Origin of the sequence: Metabacillus sp. 84 (assembly GCF_050107715.1) — a bacterium.
In the GTDB taxonomy this organism is placed as follows: domain Bacteria; phylum Bacillota; class Bacilli; order Bacillales; family Bacillaceae; genus Metabacillus_B.
In genome coordinates, this window is record NZ_JBNILN010000004.1 from 106,964 (window position 1) to 126,315 (window position 19,352).

General features: G+C 45.1%; 14 protein-coding genes. All 14 read right to left on the reverse strand.

Going from position 1 to position 19,352, the window contains the following annotated elements:
* Window positions 1-29 precede the first annotated feature (29 nt).
* Window positions 30-1,334 (reverse strand): EF-P 5-aminopentanol modification-associated protein YfmH, encoded by a 1,305-nt coding sequence (yfmH, locus tag ACQCV8_RS09520; protein ID WP_426844379.1) that lies wholly within the window; start codon window positions 1,332-1,334, stop codon window positions 30-32.
* A complete protein-coding gene (yfmF, locus tag ACQCV8_RS09525) occupies window positions 1,327-2,616 on the reverse strand; it encodes an EF-P 5-aminopentanol modification-associated protein YfmF (RefSeq protein WP_426844380.1) in 1,290 nt (429 codons plus the stop codon). Before yfmF ends, yfmH begins: the two co-directional genes overlap by 8 nt.
* A gap of 201 nt (window positions 2,617-2,817) precedes the next feature.
* Window positions 2,818-5,943: an MMPL family transporter gene (locus tag ACQCV8_RS09530; RefSeq protein WP_426844381.1), complete on the reverse strand. Its 3,126-nt coding sequence runs from the start codon at window positions 5,941-5,943 to the stop codon at window positions 2,818-2,820.
* Window positions 5,940-6,398, reverse strand: coding sequence for a MarR family winged helix-turn-helix transcriptional regulator (locus ACQCV8_RS09535; protein ID WP_426844382.1), 459 nt, complete (start codon window positions 6,396-6,398; stop codon window positions 5,940-5,942). The genes ACQCV8_RS09530 and ACQCV8_RS09535 overlap by 4 nt, the downstream gene beginning before the upstream one ends.
* A gap of 116 nt (window positions 6,399-6,514) precedes the next feature.
* The gene (locus tag ACQCV8_RS09540) at window positions 6,515-7,735 is read right to left on the reverse strand and encodes an MFS transporter (RefSeq protein WP_426844383.1); all 1,221 of its coding nucleotides are present in this window, start codon (window positions 7,733-7,735) and stop codon (window positions 6,515-6,517) included.
* A gap of 362 nt (window positions 7,736-8,097) precedes the next feature.
* Complete coding sequence (locus tag ACQCV8_RS09545) at window positions 8,098-9,057, reverse strand: ABC transporter permease (protein ID WP_426844384.1); 960 nt, start codon at window positions 9,055-9,057, stop codon at window positions 8,098-8,100.
* Window positions 9,058-10,113, reverse strand: coding sequence for an ABC transporter permease (locus ACQCV8_RS09550; RefSeq protein ID WP_426844385.1), 1,056 nt, complete (start codon window positions 10,111-10,113; stop codon window positions 9,058-9,060).
* Window positions 10,110-11,639: an ABC transporter ATP-binding protein gene (locus ACQCV8_RS09555; RefSeq protein ID WP_426844386.1), complete on the reverse strand. Its 1,530-nt coding sequence runs from the start codon at window positions 11,637-11,639 to the stop codon at window positions 10,110-10,112. The genes ACQCV8_RS09550 and ACQCV8_RS09555 overlap by 4 nt, the downstream gene beginning before the upstream one ends.
* Window positions 11,640-11,850: 211 nt before the next feature.
* Entirely contained in the window at window positions 11,851-12,906 is a 1,056-nt protein-coding gene (locus tag ACQCV8_RS09560) for a BMP family lipoprotein (RefSeq protein ID WP_426844387.1), read from the reverse strand.
* A 92-nt stretch (window positions 12,907-12,998) separates the two neighbouring features.
* Window positions 12,999-13,724 carry a GntR family transcriptional regulator gene (locus ACQCV8_RS09565; RefSeq protein ID WP_426844388.1) on the reverse strand — a complete coding sequence of 242 codons (726 nt, stop codon included), beginning with the start codon at window positions 13,722-13,724 and terminating at the stop codon, window positions 12,999-13,001.
* A gap of 206 nt (window positions 13,725-13,930) precedes the next feature.
* The gene (locus ACQCV8_RS09570; RefSeq protein WP_426844389.1) at window positions 13,931-16,282 is read right to left on the reverse strand and encodes a DNA translocase FtsK; all 2,352 of its coding nucleotides are present in this window, start codon (window positions 16,280-16,282) and stop codon (window positions 13,931-13,933) included.
* Window positions 16,283-16,425: 143 nt separating this feature from the next.
* Complete coding sequence (locus tag ACQCV8_RS09575) at window positions 16,426-16,650, reverse strand: YlzJ-like family protein (protein WP_426844390.1); 225 nt, start codon at window positions 16,648-16,650, stop codon at window positions 16,426-16,428.
* Complete coding sequence (locus tag ACQCV8_RS09580) at window positions 16,647-17,420, reverse strand: ClpP family protease (protein WP_426844391.1); 774 nt, start codon at window positions 17,418-17,420, stop codon at window positions 16,647-16,649. The genes ACQCV8_RS09575 and ACQCV8_RS09580 overlap by 4 nt, the downstream gene beginning before the upstream one ends.
* A 140-nt stretch (window positions 17,421-17,560) precedes the next feature.
* The gene (locus ACQCV8_RS09585) at window positions 17,561-19,036 is read right to left on the reverse strand and encodes an SH3 domain-containing protein (protein ID WP_426844392.1); all 1,476 of its coding nucleotides are present in this window, start codon (window positions 19,034-19,036) and stop codon (window positions 17,561-17,563) included.
* Between the last annotated feature and the right edge of the window lie 316 nt (window positions 19,037-19,352).

Below are 19,352 nucleotides of genomic sequence, written 5' to 3' on the forward strand. Positions count from 1 at the left end.
ACATGCCGGCTGTAATCAGCCGGCATCCTTTATTGCTGCTGTCCTGTCTTTTTCGGGACGACTGTAAAAACGGTCATTTGGCTTTCGTCAGCCATTTCCATTAACAATCCATCTGCATCTTCTTTAGAAATTTGCTCAAGAACTGGCACCACATCAAATAAATTCATGTCATTGAATGCATAGCGCGTAAACTGATTGGCAATATACTCCGGGGAATTAACTGATCTTAAAAATGCCCCGATTCGTTTTTTTACAGCCGTATCCAGCCGGTCTTTCTCAATGCCTTCTTGCTTTGCCTTCAGCAAGATCTCTTTAATCTGGTCAGAAAGCTCTTCAGGACGGTCCGTATCCCCGCCAATCATACCAAAACCAAATGTTTCTTCTTCCGTATAATCATAGCTGAACGTATCATCGATCAGCCCGTTGCTGTACATGTCCTGGTATTGAACGGAGCTTTTCCCGAACAAAACATCCAGAATTAGGTTGGCAGTCAGTTCTTTTTTCAAAAGTTCCTCCCCTGCAAACCCGGTCACTTTTGCTTTTATGCCTACCAGGCATTTGGAGGACTGCACGTTCATCGGCAGGCTCTCCGATGATTTGTAAACCTCTTTACTTTCAGAAAGTCCCGGACGCTTAATTTCCTGCGGAGGATCGAACGATTTCTTATTCTGATTTTCCCTGATCTGATTCAATACCTGCTCAGGATCTACAGGGCCTGTAACGAATAGAAGCATATTGCTTGGATGATAAAACGTATGGTAGCACTCATACAGCAAATCCTTTGTAATATGGGAAATGGACTCAACCGTCCCGGCAATGTCAATTTTAACAGGATGCTTTTCATACATATTCTGGATTAGCCCGAAATAAAGTCTCCAATCAGGATTATCATCATACATATCAATCTCCTGTCCGATAATCCCTTTTTCTTTCTCAACCGACTGCTCCGTAAAATAAGGCTCCTGAACAAAATCAATTAGTGTTTCTAGATTCGTCTCTGCATCTGCCGTGCTCGAGAAAAGGTAGGCGGTTCTTGTGAAGGACGTAAAGGCGTTGGATGAAGCTCCCTGTTTGCTGAATTGCTGAAACACATCTCCATCCTCTTTTTCAAACAGTTTATGTTCAAGAAAGTGAGCAATGCCATCCGGCACCTTTTTCATTTCCTCTTGTCCGAGAGGCACAAATTCATTGTCTATAGAGCCATACCTGGCTGTAAAGGTTGCATACGTTTTGTTAAATCCTTTTTTGGGCAACACGTATACATTCAGGCCGTTCTCCATTTGCTCATGATAAAGCTCTTCCTGGAGCTGTTTAAACTGTATCGGCTTAACCATCGCTTTCTGCCCCCGTTCCTTTAAGAAAATAAATCGTATCGAGCTGAATATTGGATGCTGCTGCAACCACTTCTTCCTTTGTTACTTGGCTTATTCCATCCAGCAGCTCATCAAACGTGCGGCCTGCATTGGCAGCAGCATTTTGGTACAAGACCTCGCAAAGCCCGAAGCTCGTATCAATCGTTTCTAGAAGCTGATTGCGGATCATTCCTTTTGTCTGAACCAGATCTTCTTCTGTAAAATCTCCGGCCTTCATAGCCCCCATTTGTTCCTTAATGATGGATACCGCCCGGTCAAAGTTGCCGACTTCAATTCCGGACATTACCATGAGAAGACCTTTATGGGATTCGACTCTTGAAGCTGCATAGTACGCAAGACTTGCTTTTTCCCGGACGTTGATAAAAAGCTTGGAGTGTGAGAACCCGCCGAATATTCCGTTAAAGACTTGAAGGGCGAAATACTGTTCATCCTTGTAGGTGCAATTCGTCCGATACCCGATATTTAATTTTCCCTGCTTCACATCTTCTTCTTCAATGACTTCTTTTTCTTCAACTTTTTGGGAGACCTGCTTTTCAAGCTCAGGGTAAGCATGGGAATTAGCAGCGAAAGTAAAGTGTGTTTGAATCATTTTCCCCGCTGTTTCCTCGCAGAAATCACCAATCAGGTAAAAATCGAGCTTATCTTCCTTTAGAACACGCTGATAATACTCGTAAAGCTCTGCTGCTGTCAGAGCATCGGCATCTTCCATTTCCCCGTTGACGTGAAGAGCGTATGGTTCATCCTTGCACATTTCCTGTACAAGCCTCAAATTCGAATAGCGCATTTTATCGTCGTAAGCAGCCTGAATTCTCTGCTTCAGCGTCCTTTTTTCTTCCTTTATAATGCTTTCATCAAAAGCATCTCCATTTAAAAGAGGTCTAAGGAGGATATCTGACATAAGCTTAATGGCCTCTTCCAGCAAGGGGGTTTTTTCCGTTAAAAAATTCTCATTGGCCACTTCCATCCGAAGGGTAATGATATGATTTTCACCCTTTTTGGTAAGGTCCGCAAAAAGGGTTGCGCCATACAATCCATCCAAGTGATGACGGATTTGACCTGTGGATGGGAAGCGGGCGGTAGCGCGCTGAAGAACGTATGGAAGAAGCGCCCGCTTCGTAACCGTCTCTTTTTTAAGTGGGGCAAGAAGCTTTAATACAAGTGTGTTTGTTTTGTATTTATCCGTTTTAATGGTATGAACGGTCATTCCATTCAGTTTTGTTTGCTTTTCTTCAAAAAAAGACATACATTCACTCCTCAATCTAAGGATTATCCTTTGTAGTTTAGCCTTTTTTAAATTAAATGAGTCTAATTGTACCAGTAATTATACCAATTAGAGGAACATTTAGGAAATATGGAGATTGTATGCTTGAGAAAAAGCCGTTATGCAAGGAACTTATATAAAGACGCCCCTGAATGATCAGGGACGCCTGGATTTAGTAAAAGCTTAATGCTGTTCACGTTTCTTCATAAACGGCCACCAGTTTGCTTTGTCAAAGGTTTTAACCATGACCGGAACGAAAATCGGCAAAATAACAAACGCATAAAGAATGAGCCCTGTGAGAACGAGCGTTGCAATTTGAAGCAAAGACAGGACCCCGGATGGAAGCATGGCAGCGAAAGTACCTGCCAGAATAATGGCGGCTGAAATAATGACCGTTCCCATATTTCTCATCGCTGTAATCATCGCGGTTTTTACATCCAGTTCCTTATATTCATTAAAGCGGTCCATTAGGAAAATCGAATAATCAATGCCAAGGGCCATTAGAATAACAAAGCCGAAAAAAGGCACAGCCCAGTTAATGCCGTCATATCCGAGAAGATCCGTAAAAATCCATTCTGATATGGCACTGGAAGAATAGTACGTAATTAAAAGCGAGCCAACCAGATAAACCGGCATCACAAATGATTTAAGCAGCACAGCCAGAATGATTAGAATGGCTGTAATCATAAAGAGGACCGTTCGATTATAGTCCGCATCCGAAATTTCCTGCAAGTCTGCATACGTACTTGTAACGCCTGATACACCAACGGTAGCATTATCAAGCTCCGTTCCTTTGACTGCACGGTTTACAGCAGCTTCGAGGTCATCCATTTTTTCGAGCGCTTCATTCGAATATGGATTAACCTTCAGCACGACATCCATCGTTGTCAAGGTCTGGTCTTCAGACATATACTCATTGAACACCTGCTGAAAATCGTCATTTTTCAGAACTTCATCAGGCAGGTACCAGCCATCTGCGTCCGACCTGCTGAGCCCGTCCAGATAGGTCTCTGCTTCGTTAAGTCCGCCTGAAACCTGGTTCAGTCCATCGACGCTGTCATTCAATCCATCTGTCAGCTGTCCAAGCTGCTCCGAAAAAGGACTTAAACCCATCTTTAATTCAGATTGCCCTTCAGCTAATGAACCCGCTCCTTCCTGCAGCTTCGGCAGACCGCTGATCACCTGGCCTTGCCCTTCAGAGGCTGCATTAAGACCTTCAGATAATTGGCCCAGTCCTTCCGAAAGCTGTACAAGGCCATTTTGAAATTCCTGCTGTCCCTTATTGATTTCCCCAAGGCCATCATTTGCTTTCTTGATTTGGGGGATGGCTCCAGAAAGTCCTCCCGAAAGCTGCTCTGTCGCCTTGCTTAACTCTCCCAGCCCTTTTTCAAGACCGAGCACGGTTCCATAGATGGTTTGATAATCCGGGTCATTTTGTATGTTCGGATAGGCAGGATTCGCACCAAGCCTGTTTAAAGGCTCTTTCAAATCTGAGATGGCTGTTTTGGATTCCTTAACGCCTTGATCTGCCGCTGCAAGTCCCTCGGATAAATCCCCAAGCTGGGCTGCTGCTTCCTGATATCCTTCGAGCACCTGCCCGCTGCCCTGAATCAGCTCATCCAAGCTTTCTCTTGCTGCATCAACCTGCTCTTTGATTTCCATGGAGCCGGCGGAGCCTTCACTTACACCTTCTCCAATCTTTTCAAGTGCCTTTTTGATTTCGCCTACGCCATCCTTCAGATCATTCGATCCCGTTATGAGCTGATCAATTCCGGAAGTCGCTTCCTCTAGCTGGGGCTCTGATCCGGATAGCTGTTCAGAGGCTTCGTTTAAGCCCTCCCCGATCTCTTTTAATCCTTCATTCCCCTGCTCGATGCCTTTACCCAGTTCCTCCGCCTGGCTTGAGACTGCCAGTTCTTCAAGCTCGTCACCGAGCGGCCTGGTTGCACTTCTCACCTTGTCAACGTCATCGATTTGATCGAGATCTTTGCTGATGTTTTCTATAACTGCAAGATTTTCTTTCGTGTTCAACGGCTGATCATCTTTAATTACAATCGTTGCCGGCAGGGATTCACCAGGGCCGAAGCTGTCTGAAATCACATTGAAGGCTTTAACTGATTCATACTGATCTCCGATTTCATCCAAAGAATTAAACGACAGACTTCCATTGTACTGAATCAATGCAGGTGCAATGACTGCAGCGATAATGAGCAGAGCGAGGATTGGCCTCTTGAATGAGAATTTCCCTGCCCACTCCCAGGATTTGCTTTCTGCATGCTTGATATTCCCTTTTAAAGGCCAGAACAGGTTGTTCCCGAGCACCATCATAAAAAACGGAACGAGTGTGACGAGCGATGCGATCAAAAAGGCGATTCCAACCGCAACAGCCACAGCAGACTGATATAGCTTAAACTCAGCAAAGGCAATGGAAGCAAAGCCAGCGAATACGGCAAGGCCGCTGTATATCACGGTCCTGCCGGCTGTTTTAAAGGTTTTGATAATGGCTTCCGTTTTTTCTTCACCGTTCCCCAGCTCTTCTTTAAAACGGCTGAGAAGAAGGATGCAATAATCCGTACCGATTCCGAACATGACAGCTACCATAAAGATTTGAGTGAAGGTAGATAATGGAAAATTGAAGTATTCTACAAAATAAGCTACTGCTGCCTGACTTGTCACATAGGCTACCCCTACCGTAATAAGCGGAATCACCGGAGCGACAAGGGAGCGGAAAACGAGAACAAGTACGACGAGAATAAAAGCTACTGTAATATACTCTGTTTTCTTCAGCCCCTCCTGAGAGCTGTCAACTACATCCTTATCAATCAGGTCGCTTCCTGTCATATAGTGCTCTACCTTATAGGAGCTGATTTGCTTTTTGATTTCAGCAGCAGCATCGGCAGCAGACTTTTCACCTTCCGCCAGGGAAATGGCTGCCAGTATGGTTCTGCCGTCCTTTGAGACCATCTGATTTTCAAGCTCTTTATTTGTAAAATGGGTTGTTACGGTTTGAATCCCGAGGCTTTTGCGATTTTCCTCGAGGTCTTCAACTGCTTTTTTGATTTCATTTTTTTCTTCAGCGCTTAATTTTTTCTCATTATGAAACACAAGTGCCAGTGCTGCACCATCTCCTGATGAATGCTCATCCAGCAGCTCCCCTGCTACGGAGGAAGAATACCCGTCAGGGACGGTAATCTGCCCTTTTTCAGCTACCAAATCTCCCATGTCCGGTGAAGTGAGCATTAAGACAGCCGCGGCTGCAATCCATACAACAAGCAGGATCCACCTTAATTTAATAATCCCTCTCATCATCTTCCATTCCCCCGTTCTTTTTCTGCCATTGAGGCTGAAATCTTTTCAAAAACTCTTAAAAACGTGTCGATCTCATCCTCGGACAGTTCCGTTAAGTAACCGGCAACGTAATTCTGGATTTGCTTTTCTCCATTTTCATACACCTGCCGTCCCTTTTCTGTGCTTTGCAGGAAAACGTTCCGCCTGTCTTTCTCATCACGGATTCTTTCTATTAATCCTTTTTGCACAAGCCTCTCAATCATGGCTGAGATAGCGCTTTTGTTTACCCCGCAAATGTCTGCCAGCCATGTTGCCTGGCACTTGGGGTACATCGTGATATACCTTAAAATCTGGTACTGCTCAATTGTGATATCCTCCAGAACCTTCTCAGTAACGATAGCTGTTACTCTTTTGGCCGCAAAGAAATACACCTCTTCATACCTATGTATAAAGGCTTTGATTTTTTCATCCTGCAAATTAGTTCACCCCATTAACCATTCAATACATAAACTATTTAATACGCTTCCGTCACTTCTGTCAATAGGAAAAATAGGTCAAAAAAAACTCCTCTGCTGTATGAGGAGTTTTCATTTTATGTCGTTTTCAGTTTTGCCCGCTGATCCTTATCTTCAGGTTTTAAAAAGAGGAGACCGATTGCCAGTGCCAGAAGACTGAATCCTCCGGAAGTGTAATAAATCATGTGCTCTGATTGTGCCATGATCGCCGCATAAAGAGGCGGACCGGCTGCCACACCGATGAATCTCATGGAGCTGTAGAAGGACGTAATGGTTCCACGGTGTTCCTTTTCGATGCCCTCTGTAATTAAGGCATCCAGTGATGGCAGTGCCATTCCGATCCCGACACCGCTTATAACGAGGAAAGCAAATAAAAAACCGATTTCATGCTGAACTCTGAGTGCAATAAAAGAAACAGCGAGCAGTCCCATTCCAATCACAATTAAGAGTTTCATTAACGTTTTTTTGCTTCCGATCATTTTACCCGCAGCAAAGGAACTGACAGATAGCGCAAGCAGCGGAATGGCCAGAAGAAATCCTTTTGCAATGCCATCAATTCCATATTTTGTCTCAAGCGTGTCGGATAAATAAAACAGCACGCCAAACAATATAAGCATAATGATTCCGCCTATTGCGAAAATAGCGTACAGCCATCTTCCGCTATTTTTGAAGATATCTTTGACACATGAAATAAAGGCACGAAAGTCCTGAGCCTCTTCTTCTTTTTTCGGAACTTTCACTAAGAAGAAAACGAGAAGCACTCCGGCTAAGCTGAAAAACGGGATAAACCAGAAAGGCATAAACCATACGAAGCTGGCTAAAAAAGCCCCTATAATCGGACTTAACACTTTTCCCGCCGTGTTGGCCGTTTCAATCAGCCCGAGTCCCGAACTGATTTCCTCATCATCTTCAAAAAGGTCTCCGATAAGAGGAATGACGACTGGGGCTGCTCCGGCTGAACCGATGCCTTGAAGGATCCTTCCTGCAAGAATCCACAAGAACGGATTTGCTGTATTGACTGAAGCCCATGCAGAAAGGGCTCCCCCCGCTCCGGCAATTAATAAACAGGGAACAATGACCGTCTTTCTCCCAATCCTGTCAGATAGATACCCGGCTATCGGGATAAGAAGAATCGCTACAACGGAATAGACTGTGATGATGAGTGAAACTTGAAAGGAACTGATACCGAGTTTCTCTTCAATTTCCGGAAGCACAGGGATCAGCATGGAGTTGCCTAACGTCATGATGAGCGGAACCGATGAAAGCGCAAGTAAATTTATTTTGTTGGAATTGGCCATATCCTTCACCCTGTATAATTATTCGATATAGACATTGTTCCGTTCCGGCACTGTTATTATTCATATAAGCAGGAATGCTGCTGAAAATCAGCCAGCTGCCGCATTTGCCTGAATAAGGAATAGATCGGCCATTACAGGAAAAATGCTTTACTATTTCTGGAGGATGGAGAACGGCTTCTAGTGGCCCTTATCCCTGAACGCTCATCTTATAGCTTGGATCGGGAAAAATTACAGACAAAAAGTGCCCGGAGCATGGCTCTGAGCACTTTTTCTTTTTCCCAGGACTCGGAGGGGATTGCTTTGTTCCTCTTATTTTCCGCCCGCTTTAGGGACAGAAGTCTGAATAATCAAGGAATGGAAGCTTACCTTTTCCCTTTTATATAAGGCGTTCCGAGTGCTTTAGGAGCATCGGCGCGTCCAATAAACCCTGCAAGGGCAAAAATCGTCAGAACATAAGGGGTGATGAGCAGGTAAACTGCAGGAATATCTTTAAGAAACGGAATAGAGCCGCCAACGATACTGATTCCCTGAGCAAGTCCGAAGAACAGGGCAGCACCCATCGCTCCCAGAGGATGCCACTTGCCGAATATCATCGCTGCAAGTGCCATAAATCCCTGTCCGCTGATGGTGGCATGGCTGAAATCTCTTGAAATAATCGTAGCATAAATGGAGCCGCCGATTCCTGCGAGTGCTCCTGACAAAATAACCCCGATGTACCTCATTTTTGTTACATTGATCCCCATCGTATCCGCTGCCATTGGATGCTCGCCAACCGCCCTCAATCTAAGGCCGAAAGGTGTTTTATATATGACATACCAGACCGCCACGGATAGCAGGATCGCTATATATGAGGTAATGTATCCATTGCTGAAAAACAGCGGTCCAACGACCGGGATCTGACTGAGGACGGGAATGTCGATAATATCAAAGCTGCGGTCAATCCGGTCGGTCTGCCCTTTATCATACATCAATTTCACAAGAAACAGCGTCAGTCCTAATGCCAAAAAGTTGATCGCGACGCCGCTTACGACCTGATCAGCCCTGAATGTTATCGTTGCTGCTGCATGAAGCATTGCAAAAACCGCACTGGCCGCCATAGCGGCGAGCAGGGAAAGCCACGGTGTAAGGGCGCCAAAGCTTTCAGCGAACGAAAGATTAAAAACGATCCCCGTGAATGCCCCAATAACCATTAGGCCTTCCAGACCAATGTTGACGACACCGGATTTTTCACTGAATACTCCGCCTAGCGCTGTAAGTATAAGGGGAGCGGCTACAAACAAAGCGGTAGGAATGATGATTTGAAGTGCCTGAAGCAAAGTCATTTATTTTTCCCCCTTTTTAAACCGAAGCAGCAGCCAGCGGATGAAATAGCTTGATGCCACAAAGAAAATAATCAGTGCAATAACAATCTCAACAAGCTCATTCGGCACTCCGGACTCAAGCGGCATGTTCAGCGCACCGACTTTTAATCCTCCAAAAAGAAATGCCGCAAAAATGACTCCAACCGCCGTATTTCCTCCAAGGAGTGCTACAGCAATTCCATCAAAGCCGATCCCTGTAAATCCGCTTTTCACAGAAACGTATTCAAAGGTTCCGAGTCCTTCCATAGCTCCTGCAAGCCCTGCAAAACCACCGGAAATCACCATGGATAGAATGATGTTTTTGTTCACACTCATACCGGCATAGCGTGCTGCATCCTGATTAAAGCCTACTGCCCGAAGCTCATATCCTTTGGTCGTTTTTTCCAGCAGGAACCACATGATGAATGCAGCCGCCAGGGCAATCAGAATGCCGTAATGCATCCGCGAGTAATTAGTAAGCGCTTCAAGATTCTCGGCTAAACGGAGGCTTGCGGAAGCCGGAACCTCCTCAGTTGTATCGCTGCCTTTTGTTAATACAGATTGAATGATGGCGTTTGTCACATATAAAGCAATATAGTTCATCATAATCGTAACGATTACTTCATGAACGCGGAAACGCGCTTTTAGCAGTCCAGGAATAAACCCCCATAAAGCTCCTGCCAATGCGGCTGCAATGACGGCCAGCGGGAGGTGAATGACCTTCGGCAAATCAAAGGCGAGCCCCACCCATACGGCTGCAAGCCATCCAACGATGACCTGGCCCTCCACACCGATATTGAATAAGCCGGTCTTAAAGGCAAATGCAACGGCAAGGCCAGTCAGGATATATGGGGTCATTAACCGGATGGTATCTCCGATGTTGTAAGGATCTCCAAATACACCATTCCATAGGGAAGCATACCCCAAAAGTGGATCATAGCCGCTAACAAGCATAACGATGGCTCCGACCAGCAATCCAAGGAGGACCGCAATAACTGGAATAAGCAGATTTATATACCGGCTGAGTTTGATATTCATGTTGCCGCACCTTCTTCCTTAATCTTGCTGCCGGCCATCAACAGCCCGAGCTCCTGCTCGGTTGTTTCTTTCGGATTCACAATCGCTACGATTTTCCCTTCATAAATGACGGCAATCCGGTCACTTACATTTAAAATTTCTTCTAATTCAAAGGATACAAGCAAAATGGCTTTTCCTTTATCCCGCTGCTCGATCAGACGTTTATGAATAAATTCAATCGCCCCGACATCCAGTCCTCTTGTAGGCTGAGCGGCGATCAGCAAATCCGGATCCCGATCCACCTCGCGGCCAATGATCGCTTTTTGCTGATTGCCTCCGGAAAGGGCTCTGGCAGGTGTAGAGGAACTCGGCGTACGGACATCAAACTCCTGAATCAATTGCTCCGCTTTATTATAAATTTCCTTGTATTGCAGAACTCCTGTTTTGGAATATGGCTTTTGATAATAGGTTTGAAGAACCATATTTTCCCCAATGGCAAAATCAAGAACGAGTCCGTGCTTATGCCTGTCCTGAGGGATATGTCCTACACCGGATTCAGCAATTTTTCTCGGATTTTGCCGGGCAATGTTCTTGCCGTTCAGCAGAATGGAACCGGAATCAATTTTTCTTAACCCGGTAAGGGCTTCAATCAGTTCGCTCTGGCCATTCCCGTCAACACCTGCTATCCCGACAATTTCACCCGCTTTTACCTCCAGAGACAGCGAATCTATTGCGGTAACCTGACGGGAGTCTTTCACAATAAGTTCTTTGACATGTAAAACCGTTTCCTTTGGAGATGCGGGGGTCTTTACTGTTGTAAACACGACTTCCCGGCCAACCATAAGGGACGCGAGTTCATTTGGGTTTGTATCTGTAACAGAAAGTGTTCCAATTCCTTGGCCTTTTCTTATAACGGTAACCTTATGGCACACTTCCATGATTTCTTTTAATTTATGGGTGATGAGAATAATGGATTTCCCTTCGCTAATAAGGGCTTTCATGATAGAAATCAGCTCTTTGATCTCCTGAGGTGTGAGCACTGCTGTTGGTTCGTCAAATATCAGGATTTCTGCTCCACGGTAAAGGGTTTTCAGGATCTCAACCCTCTGCTGCATTCCTACGGAGATGTCAGCAATTTTTGCTGCCGGATCTACAGCAAGTCCGTATCTCTCTGAAATTTCGCGGACATGCTTCTCAGCTTCCTTCATATTGGTTTTGCCCATTTTAGAAGGTTCATTTCCTAAGATAATATTTTCTGTTACCGTAAAATTGTTGACAAGCATGAAATGTTGGTGTACCATTCCTATTCCGAGCTCATTTGCGGTATTAGGATTTGTGATATTCACTTTCTTTCCCTTAACACGAATTTCGCCCTTTTCAGGCTGATACAATCCGAACAGAACGTTCATCAGAGTTGATTTACCTGCTCCATTCTCTCCCAATAAGGCATGGATCTCGCCTTTTTCAACTTGCAGAGTGATGTTGTCGTTTGCGACGATTCCAGGAAATTCTTTTCGGATTCCGAGCATTTCGATTACATAATCCATGTTGCTTCACTCCTTTTTCATAGGGGATGTATCCTATTGCGATTCACCGCCTTAAAATCTATTCAGCCATCTGTAGTAGACTTTAAGCCAAGGAATAGCATTTGGTTTGGCGGAACTCTGCCGGATGCAGATCTTGCCCATTATATAAGCCGGGGTGTTATAAAAAAGGCCAGAAGGAGATCCAGCCTTTTTCTATAAGTGTTCTTGCTGTTTATTTTGTTGGTGAAGTCGGAACTTCGATTTCGCCCTTGCTGATTTTTTCCTTATACTCTTCCGCTTGCTTCATCGCTTCTTCGGAGATATTGTCCCCTTTAGCTACACTGATGGCATCTTGGTCCAAACCGTAGCTGATCACTTCTCCGCCAGGGAATTCGTCGTTTTTGGCTTTATCCGCAAGATCTTTAACCGCAACATCTACACGCTTAACCATTGAAGTTAACGTAATGTTGAATTCTTTCCCGTCTTTGTCTGTTCCTTTGCCCTCTTCACTTTGGTCCTTATCAACACCAATTACATAAAGCTCCCGGGACGGATCTTTTTTCTTAAGGTCAATTGCTTCAGAAAAAACTCCGTTTCCTGTTGCACCGGCTGCATGGTAGATAATATCCGCTCCGGAACCGTACATGGAAGAAGCGATTGCTTTTCCTTTATCTGCTTTATCGAATGCTCCTGCATACTGTACATCCACTTCAGCCTCAGGGTTTACTGCTTTAACCCCCTCAACAAAACCGGCTTCAAACTTGCCGATCAGTTCGCCTTCCATGCCTCCGACAAAACCTACTTTATTTGTCTTCGTAGTCAAGCCTGCTACAACCCCAACGAGGAAGGACCCTTCATGTTCTTTAAACACGATGCTTGCAACATTGTCTTTTTCTACTACACTATCAACGATCGCAAATTTAGATTCCTTTTGCTGATCAGCAATTTCTTCAATAGCCGGCTGAAGCTTGTATCCAATCCCATAAATCAAGTCATACTTTTGTCTGACAAGGGTATTCAGGTTGGTTACATAGTCTCCGTCGTTTTTAGACTGAAGGTAATTGTAGCCTTTGTTCCCTTTTTGCATGTCATTTTCTTCCCCGAACGCCTTAATTCCTTCCCATGCGGATTGGTTGAACGATTTATCATCCACTCCCCCGACATCGGTAACCATAGCTACAGTGAAATCGCTTGCTTTTCCGCCTGTTTCAGCTGACTTGTTTCCGCATGCTCCAAGGATGGTACCGGCAGCCAGAACAGCTGATAGTGCTAAACCCCATTTTTTCATTTCTATTTCCCCCCGTAATGATTAGAATAGTATGAAACTATGAATACAATGTGCAGAGCTTGTCCTTCATCACCTCCTAAAAAAGAACTCTGCTAATATCTTTTTCTCACAACATGGAATGAGAACATATCCGCCCGGAAATAATTCAGGGAGTACAATGCCGGCCTGTCCTCCATATCAAAGTGCAGCTGCTTGAGCAAAAGCAGGGCCGTTTCAGGCTCGCAGTGTAACAGCGGTGAAATTTTCTCATGGTAGCCGATCGGCTCTATCGCTGTTATGGCATGCCCAATCACCCTGTTCGTCTCGGATTCAAGAAGATCAAAGAGAGATTCATTTCCAGCCATCCTATCTTTTGGCAGCAGTTCACCCGGGATTTTATCAAGGCAATAAACCACCGGCTCGCCATTTGCCGTCCGCACTCTTTCGATTTGAAATATTTCGTCATTTTCTGTTATGCCAAACCGTTCAGCGTCTTCCTCTGTCGACCCGGTCATCGCTGAAGACAGAAAAATGGTACCGGCGGTTCTTCCGCCTTGGCGAATCATGTCAGTCACACTGTTAAGCTGCTCAATTCCTGAACTGAACAGAGGAATCGTGTTAACAAATGTGCCGACGCCGTGACGTCTGATGATGACGTTTTCTTCTTCCAGTATCCGGAGTGCCTCCCTGAGTGTAGCCCTGCTCACACCTAGGCTTTTTGCCAGGTCGAACTCAGAAGGAAGCTTCTCTTTTTCTTTGTAGGAGCCTTTTTTTATATCTTCTTTGATTCGATCTATAACCTGCAGATACAGGTGCCGATTGTCTGATTTAATGCCCATTACAAGCCCCCGTTTTTTAAAGATCAGACATCTGATGTTTAACCTTTACTAATCGAACATAATATATCATGTTTTCATTAAGAAATAAATAAAAATTTTAATAATTTTGTCGAATTCCCGTAATACTATTTACTCAGCCTTAACATTTCTTATAATAATATTATGTAAACCTGTATACTAAGAAACAGAAGGGTTTCCCCTTCTGTTTACGAGCTCATTTCATCATATTGTGTCTTACTCATCAATACTTCACGCGGTTTGCTCCCCTCATAAGGTCCTACTACACCGCGTTCTTCCATTGCATCAATCAGTCTTGCGGCTCTTGTGTACCCCACACGGAACCTTCTTTGGATCATAGAAACGGATGCTGTCTGCATATCGATCACAAGCTGGACGGCTTCCTCATACAAATCATCATTTACTTCTCCTGCTGTTTCAGCCGTTTCAGAGGGAATCATATTCTCCTGATATTGGGCTTTCTGTTGAGAAATTACGAAATCCACGACCTCTTCCACTTCGTCATCGGACAAGAAGGCTCCCTGGACACGAACTGGTTTAGATGCTCCAGTAGGCAGAAACAGCATGTCCCCTCTTCCCAGAAGCTTTTCAGCTCCCCCCATGTCGAGGATGGTTCTGGAGTCTGTCATGGAGGATACACTAAAGGCGATCCTTGAAGGAATATTTGCCTTTATGACTCCTGTAATGACATCCACAGATGGGCGCTGCGTTGCAATGATCAAGTGAATCCCTGCAGCCCTTGCCATCTGCGACAGCCGGGTTATGGAGTCTTCCACATCAGAGGAGGCAACCATCATTAAGTCTGCAAGCTCATCTACAATGACAACGATATAAGGAAGCTCCGGCTGTTTTTCTCCATCCTCGGCGTTTACTCTTCTAATATTGTCATTATAGCCTTCAATATTTCTCGTACCAGTATGAGAAAATAGCTCATACCTTCTCTCCATCTCATTGACCACTTTTTTCAGCGCCTGAGAGGCTTTTTTCGGATCCGTCACAACCGGTGCCAGGAGATGGGGAATTCCATTGTAAACGTTTAGTTCGACCATTTTAGGATCGATCATCATCATCTTTACTTCATGTGGCTTCGCCCGCATCAGAATGCTCGTGATGATCCCGTTGATGCATACGCTTTTTCCGCTTCCTGTCGCGCCGGCTACGAGTAAATGAGGCATTTTGTTCATCTCGGCGAGAACTGCTTCACCAGAAATGTCACGTCCCAAGCCGATGAGAAGCTTTGCATCCGGGCGGTCCTTCCCATTATGTTCGATGACCTCCCGCAGTGAGACCATAGCCACCTCTGAATTCGGAACTTCAATGCCAATCGCAGATTTTCCGGGAATCGGTGCTTCGATCCGGATATCTTTAGCGGCTAACGCCAGGGCCAGATCGTCGCTAAGGTTAACAATCCGGCTTACTTTCACGCCCGTGTCCGGATAAACCTCATATTTCGTTACCGCCGGTCCAAGGTGTACTTGAGTCACTTTGGCCTTTACGCCAAAGCTTTGAAACGTGCGTTCAAGCTTTCTGGCATTTTCATAAATATTTTTCTTATCCGTCTGCTGGCCATTATGCTTTGGCTGATTAAGAAGGGAAACCGGCGGAAGCTTATAGTCTTTGTTCTCGACTTCCGTAAACCGGATCTGAATAGGAGGAGCAAGGTCAGGTTCATCCTCAGGAGCACTGTTTTTTTGAACAGCCTTTTCGGTTTCCGGCTCCTGCGGCGGCTGCACGGCCTCTACCCTGTCCGCAAAGCTTGAAATGATCGGCTCCGCATTTTCATGAAAGTCCTGATCCCCTTCATAAGGCTTCGTGGCTTCCATATCTTTTTGCTCATCGCGGGACCTTTGAGTCTTTCTTTGTCCTTGAGCAGATGAGCTCTTTCTTTTTTTCTTTTTAAAGGATCCCGGCAGCTGTTTCATATCATGTAAAAATGCTGAAAATTGTCTTTTGAAAAAGGAAAATACCGGTCCGAAAATCTTAAATAGCGTCTCCTGCAGAGATTTATCGGTAATAAGCAGGATGCCGGCTACAATCATCCCTGCTGCGATAAGCTTTGATCCAGCCGCAGCAAAGAGGAAATAAGAGGCTGCGAATAAAAGGGCTCCAATCATTCCTCCCCCCAGGTCCCGGGAAGCTGTTTCGCCTTTTATTTCCATCATATATAATTCCCATGTATTGCGAATCACACTGGAGGATCCTGCCTCACCTCTGGCAAGCACATTTTCAAACAGCCCAACATGAGTCAGCAGAAGAACGGCTGCTGTAATTAAATAGGCTCCGATCATCCTCCTTGAAGAATAAGGCGGCCTTTTTTTGTACCAGAACACGTAAATTCCAGCTGCTGCTAGCGCGAGCAGCGAGAGAATATACCACTCGCCAGCAAAAAAGCGGAAAAACTGAACGATACTTGAACCAGCTGCGCCAAGCTTTGCCATGGCAATAACCGCTGCAGCAGTCAAGCCCAATCCAATCAGCTCATATTTAAAAACCGGTTTGGAGGAAGCTTTTTTCTTTTGTCTTGTTTTCTTTTTTGCCATATGATCACCTGTCATCAATCATAAAATTCGCATGCCCCGGTCCCGCAAAAGCTGACCTCGCCTGCATAAATGAAGAAAGCAGCCATTGCAAAAGGCTGCTCGTTTCCACAGGTTAAGTATACCATAAATGTACGGGTTCCTGACTAAAATACCACAAGACTTGACTTGATTTTTTGACCGGGCATACACTCGGATTGCAAATAATGATTCGGGTTGCTGCTTAGGAGCCTTACGACTTCATATGAGGCATCCGCACAAGGGCGGACGATCATTTCCACTCCATTGACGATAGCCATTTTCTCTGCTGCCGGTTCCCTGTTATCGGTTGGAAAAATCAGCTCCTGAGGCATCATTGTATAGAGGATCATTGCAGGACCTGCTCCTGGTCATCGCTGTCTTTATTTTTCGCAATCAGCTCGTTAAGCTTTTTTATAGCAGCTCCCACTCCGCCAACATCATCAATCAGCCCGTACTCCACCGCATCGGTTCCAACTACGTTCGTTCCGATGTCTCTTGTGAGATTTCCTTTTGAGAACATCAGCTCTTTGAATTTTTCTTCTGTAATCCCCGAGTGCTTCGTCACAAAGTTTACAACCCGGTCCTGCATTTTATCCAAATACTCAAACGTCTGCGGTACCCCGATTACCAGTCCGGTGAGTCTTACCGGATGGATCGTCATGGTAGCAGTTTCGGCTATATAGGAATGGGTACAGGAGACGGCTATCGGAACACCGATTGAATGTCCGCCTCCGAGGACAATTGAAACGGTCGGCTTGGAGAGAGAACTTAACATCTCTGCTATGGCAAGCCCAGCCTCAACGTCTCCGCCGACTGTATTCAAGATGACAAGCAGCCCCTCAATTTTAGGGTTTTGTTCAATGGCGACAATCTGCGGAATGACATGCTCATACTTGGTCGTTTTATTTTGGGGCGGAAGCTGAATATGCCCTTCAATCTGGCCGACAATGGTGAGACAATGAATATTTGTTTCGTGGGACATCTGGGGGATGTTGGTTTGTCCCAGCTGCTGAATTTTTTCTGCTAGAGATCCTTGCTTTTCGTCTTGTTTCTCATCCTGTTTTTCCTGTTCTCCGGATCCGCTTGAACTTTTCAGTTCCTCCTGCTCTTTGTATCCCATATCCATCTCCTGCCTTTCAGTCATATGCTATTATTATGCAAAAACGACAGGTTTTTCATACAGGGAGGAGAAGATTTGAAACGCTTAACACCTCGCATAGCAAAACTCCCTTCTCAGGAAAAAGAGAAGGGAGTTTCATGTTAATATTTTGACAGCTCAGCTTCAGGGGTCATAATGATAACAGGTTTCTTTTCCGGATTTACCCATTTCATTATTTTTTCCGTGTCCGCTCTTGAAGCTGCCACACAGCCGGCTGTATAGCCAGAACTTCCTGCTATATGAAAAAAGATGGCCGATCCTTTATAAGGAATTCTTTCTGGATTGTAGTTGATAACAAAGCCCCTGTCGTATTGAGGAATGTCCATTCTTTCTGCACTGGCCCATTTCCCCTTTGTTTTAGAAGACTGCCACGTATTATAAAACGTGCTCCGGCTGTCGTCTACCCATACAGAATCTGGAGCAATGCGTTTTTTAAGAAGATTTGTCTGAGGCATAGTCCCTCGGTAGAAAGCAAAACCAAGTGTATATTTCCCTGAAGGGGTCTTTCCATCCCCTTCCTGCTTAGCGCCCATTCCATTTTTTCCTACAACCCCGTTAATAGAATAGATCCGCTTCCATGCTCCGTTCCCTTTTTCGAAGACTTGGATGGATGCATTCCGTGAACCTGCTGTTTTATTTGTAACCAGGATAACCTGTTCAGAACTGCCGAGCCCGCTAAGCTTCTCTACATCCAGTCTGGCACGTGTGCCGGGAAGGACAGCAAAGCTGCTGCTTACATAGCCCGTCTTTCCTTTGTAGTTGATTTTGTACCAGCTGCTGTTAATTTTTGATACGACCGCCAGCATATACCCTTCATCCACAGAACCAAGCTTCTTACTGTTCCGACTAGAGCTTGAACGGATGTTAACGTATGCAGAGGCTTGATAAATCTGTTCTGCTGAAATGGAGGTTACATAAGCACTGCTTACATATGCCGTCCTTCCTTTATAGGTGATTTTATACCAGCCGCTGCCCGCCTTGGATGCATTCGCCAGAACATATCCTGCATCAGCGGAACCGAGCTTTTGACTATTCCGGCTGGGGCTTGAGCGGATGTTGACGTATGCGGAGGTCTGATTAATCTTGCCGGATGAAATGGAGGTTACATAGGTACTGCTTACATATGCCGACTCTCCTTTGTAGCTGATTGAGTACCAGCCGCTGTCCTCCTTAGCTGCATCTGCCAGTACATACCCCGCATCGACGGAACCAAGCTTTTGGCTATCCCGTTTTGCTGCGGAACGGATATTGACAAATGAAGTGGTTATGTAAACATCTTTGCTGGACATGCTGGCTACATAAGCGCCGCTCACATATCCGGTCTGGTTACCAAACTTGATTTTATACCAGCCACTTTCTGTTTTGGATACCCCATTTAAAGCGGACCCTTTGCTGAGCACACCGATCTTAGAATAATGAGTTCCCGGGCCTGAACGGACATTCACATTCCCGGTAGTTTGGTAGTTTGTTTCTGCTTTAGCTTCAGAATCAAATAATGGGTTAAAAGGGATGCTCATTTCTAAAATAGATACGATCAAAATAAAAGATAGTAATAGTGCTGCTGATTTTTTCGCCAATATAATCCCCCCTGGTTATAAATTTATAATAAGCTTAATCTGAAAAATTTTCCAGCGTTCTCTGAATTTTCGTTTACAATCCTTTTTTATGCGGATGTGGGAGGTTACTCTGTTTACGGCCGGTTTTTTTCTTTGGAGGAATGGGTAGAGGGAGGTTTGTCCGGTTTGTCTGACAAACCTCACTTTGGCCGTCTTGTCTGACATTTTTGTCTGACAAACCTCATTTTGGCCGTCTTGTCTGACATCTTTGTCTGACATCCCTCGTTTTCGCGTCTTGTCTGACATCTTTGTCTGACAAACCTCGTTTCGGTCGTTT

Excerpts from the sequence above, each read along its gene's own strand:
- ACQCV8_RS09565 (WP_426844388.1), bottom strand. The coding sequence starts at position 13,724 with ATGGGCATTAAATCAGACAATCGGCACCTGTATCTGCAGGTTATAGAT.
- ACQCV8_RS09530 (WP_426844381.1), bottom strand. The coding sequence starts at position 5,943 with ATGATGAGAGGGATTATTAAATTAAGGTGGATCCTGCTTGTTGTATGG.
- ACQCV8_RS09580 (WP_426844391.1), bottom strand. The coding sequence starts at position 17,420 with ATGGGATACAAAGAGCAGGAGGAACTGAAAAGTTCAAGCGGATCCGGA.
- ACQCV8_RS09545 (WP_426844384.1), bottom strand. The coding sequence starts at position 9,057 with ATGACTTTGCTTCAGGCACTTCAAATCATCATTCCTACCGCTTTGTTT.
- ACQCV8_RS09555 (WP_426844386.1), bottom strand. The coding sequence starts at position 11,639 with ATGGATTATGTAATCGAAATGCTCGGAATCCGAAAAGAATTTCCTGGA.
- ACQCV8_RS09540 (WP_426844383.1), bottom strand. The coding sequence starts at position 7,735 with ATGGCCAATTCCAACAAAATAAATTTACTTGCGCTTTCATCGGTTCCG.
- ACQCV8_RS09560 (WP_426844387.1), bottom strand. The coding sequence starts at position 12,906 with ATGAAAAAATGGGGTTTAGCACTATCAGCTGTTCTGGCTGCCGGTACC.
- yfmH (WP_426844379.1), bottom strand. The coding sequence starts at position 1,334 with ATGGTTAAGCCGATACAGTTTAAACAGCTCCAGGAAGAGCTTTATCAT.
- ACQCV8_RS09550 (WP_426844385.1), bottom strand. The coding sequence starts at position 10,113 with ATGAATATCAAACTCAGCCGGTATATAAATCTGCTTATTCCAGTTATT.
- yfmF (WP_426844380.1), bottom strand. The coding sequence starts at position 2,616 with ATGTCTTTTTTTGAAGAAAAGCAAACAAAACTGAATGGAATGACCGTT.
- ACQCV8_RS09575 (WP_426844390.1), bottom strand. The coding sequence starts at position 16,650 with ATGATCCTCTATACAATGATGCCTCAGGAGCTGATTTTTCCAACCGAT.
- ACQCV8_RS09570 (WP_426844389.1), bottom strand. The coding sequence starts at position 16,282 with ATGGCAAAAAAGAAAACAAGACAAAAGAAAAAAGCTTCCTCCAAACCG.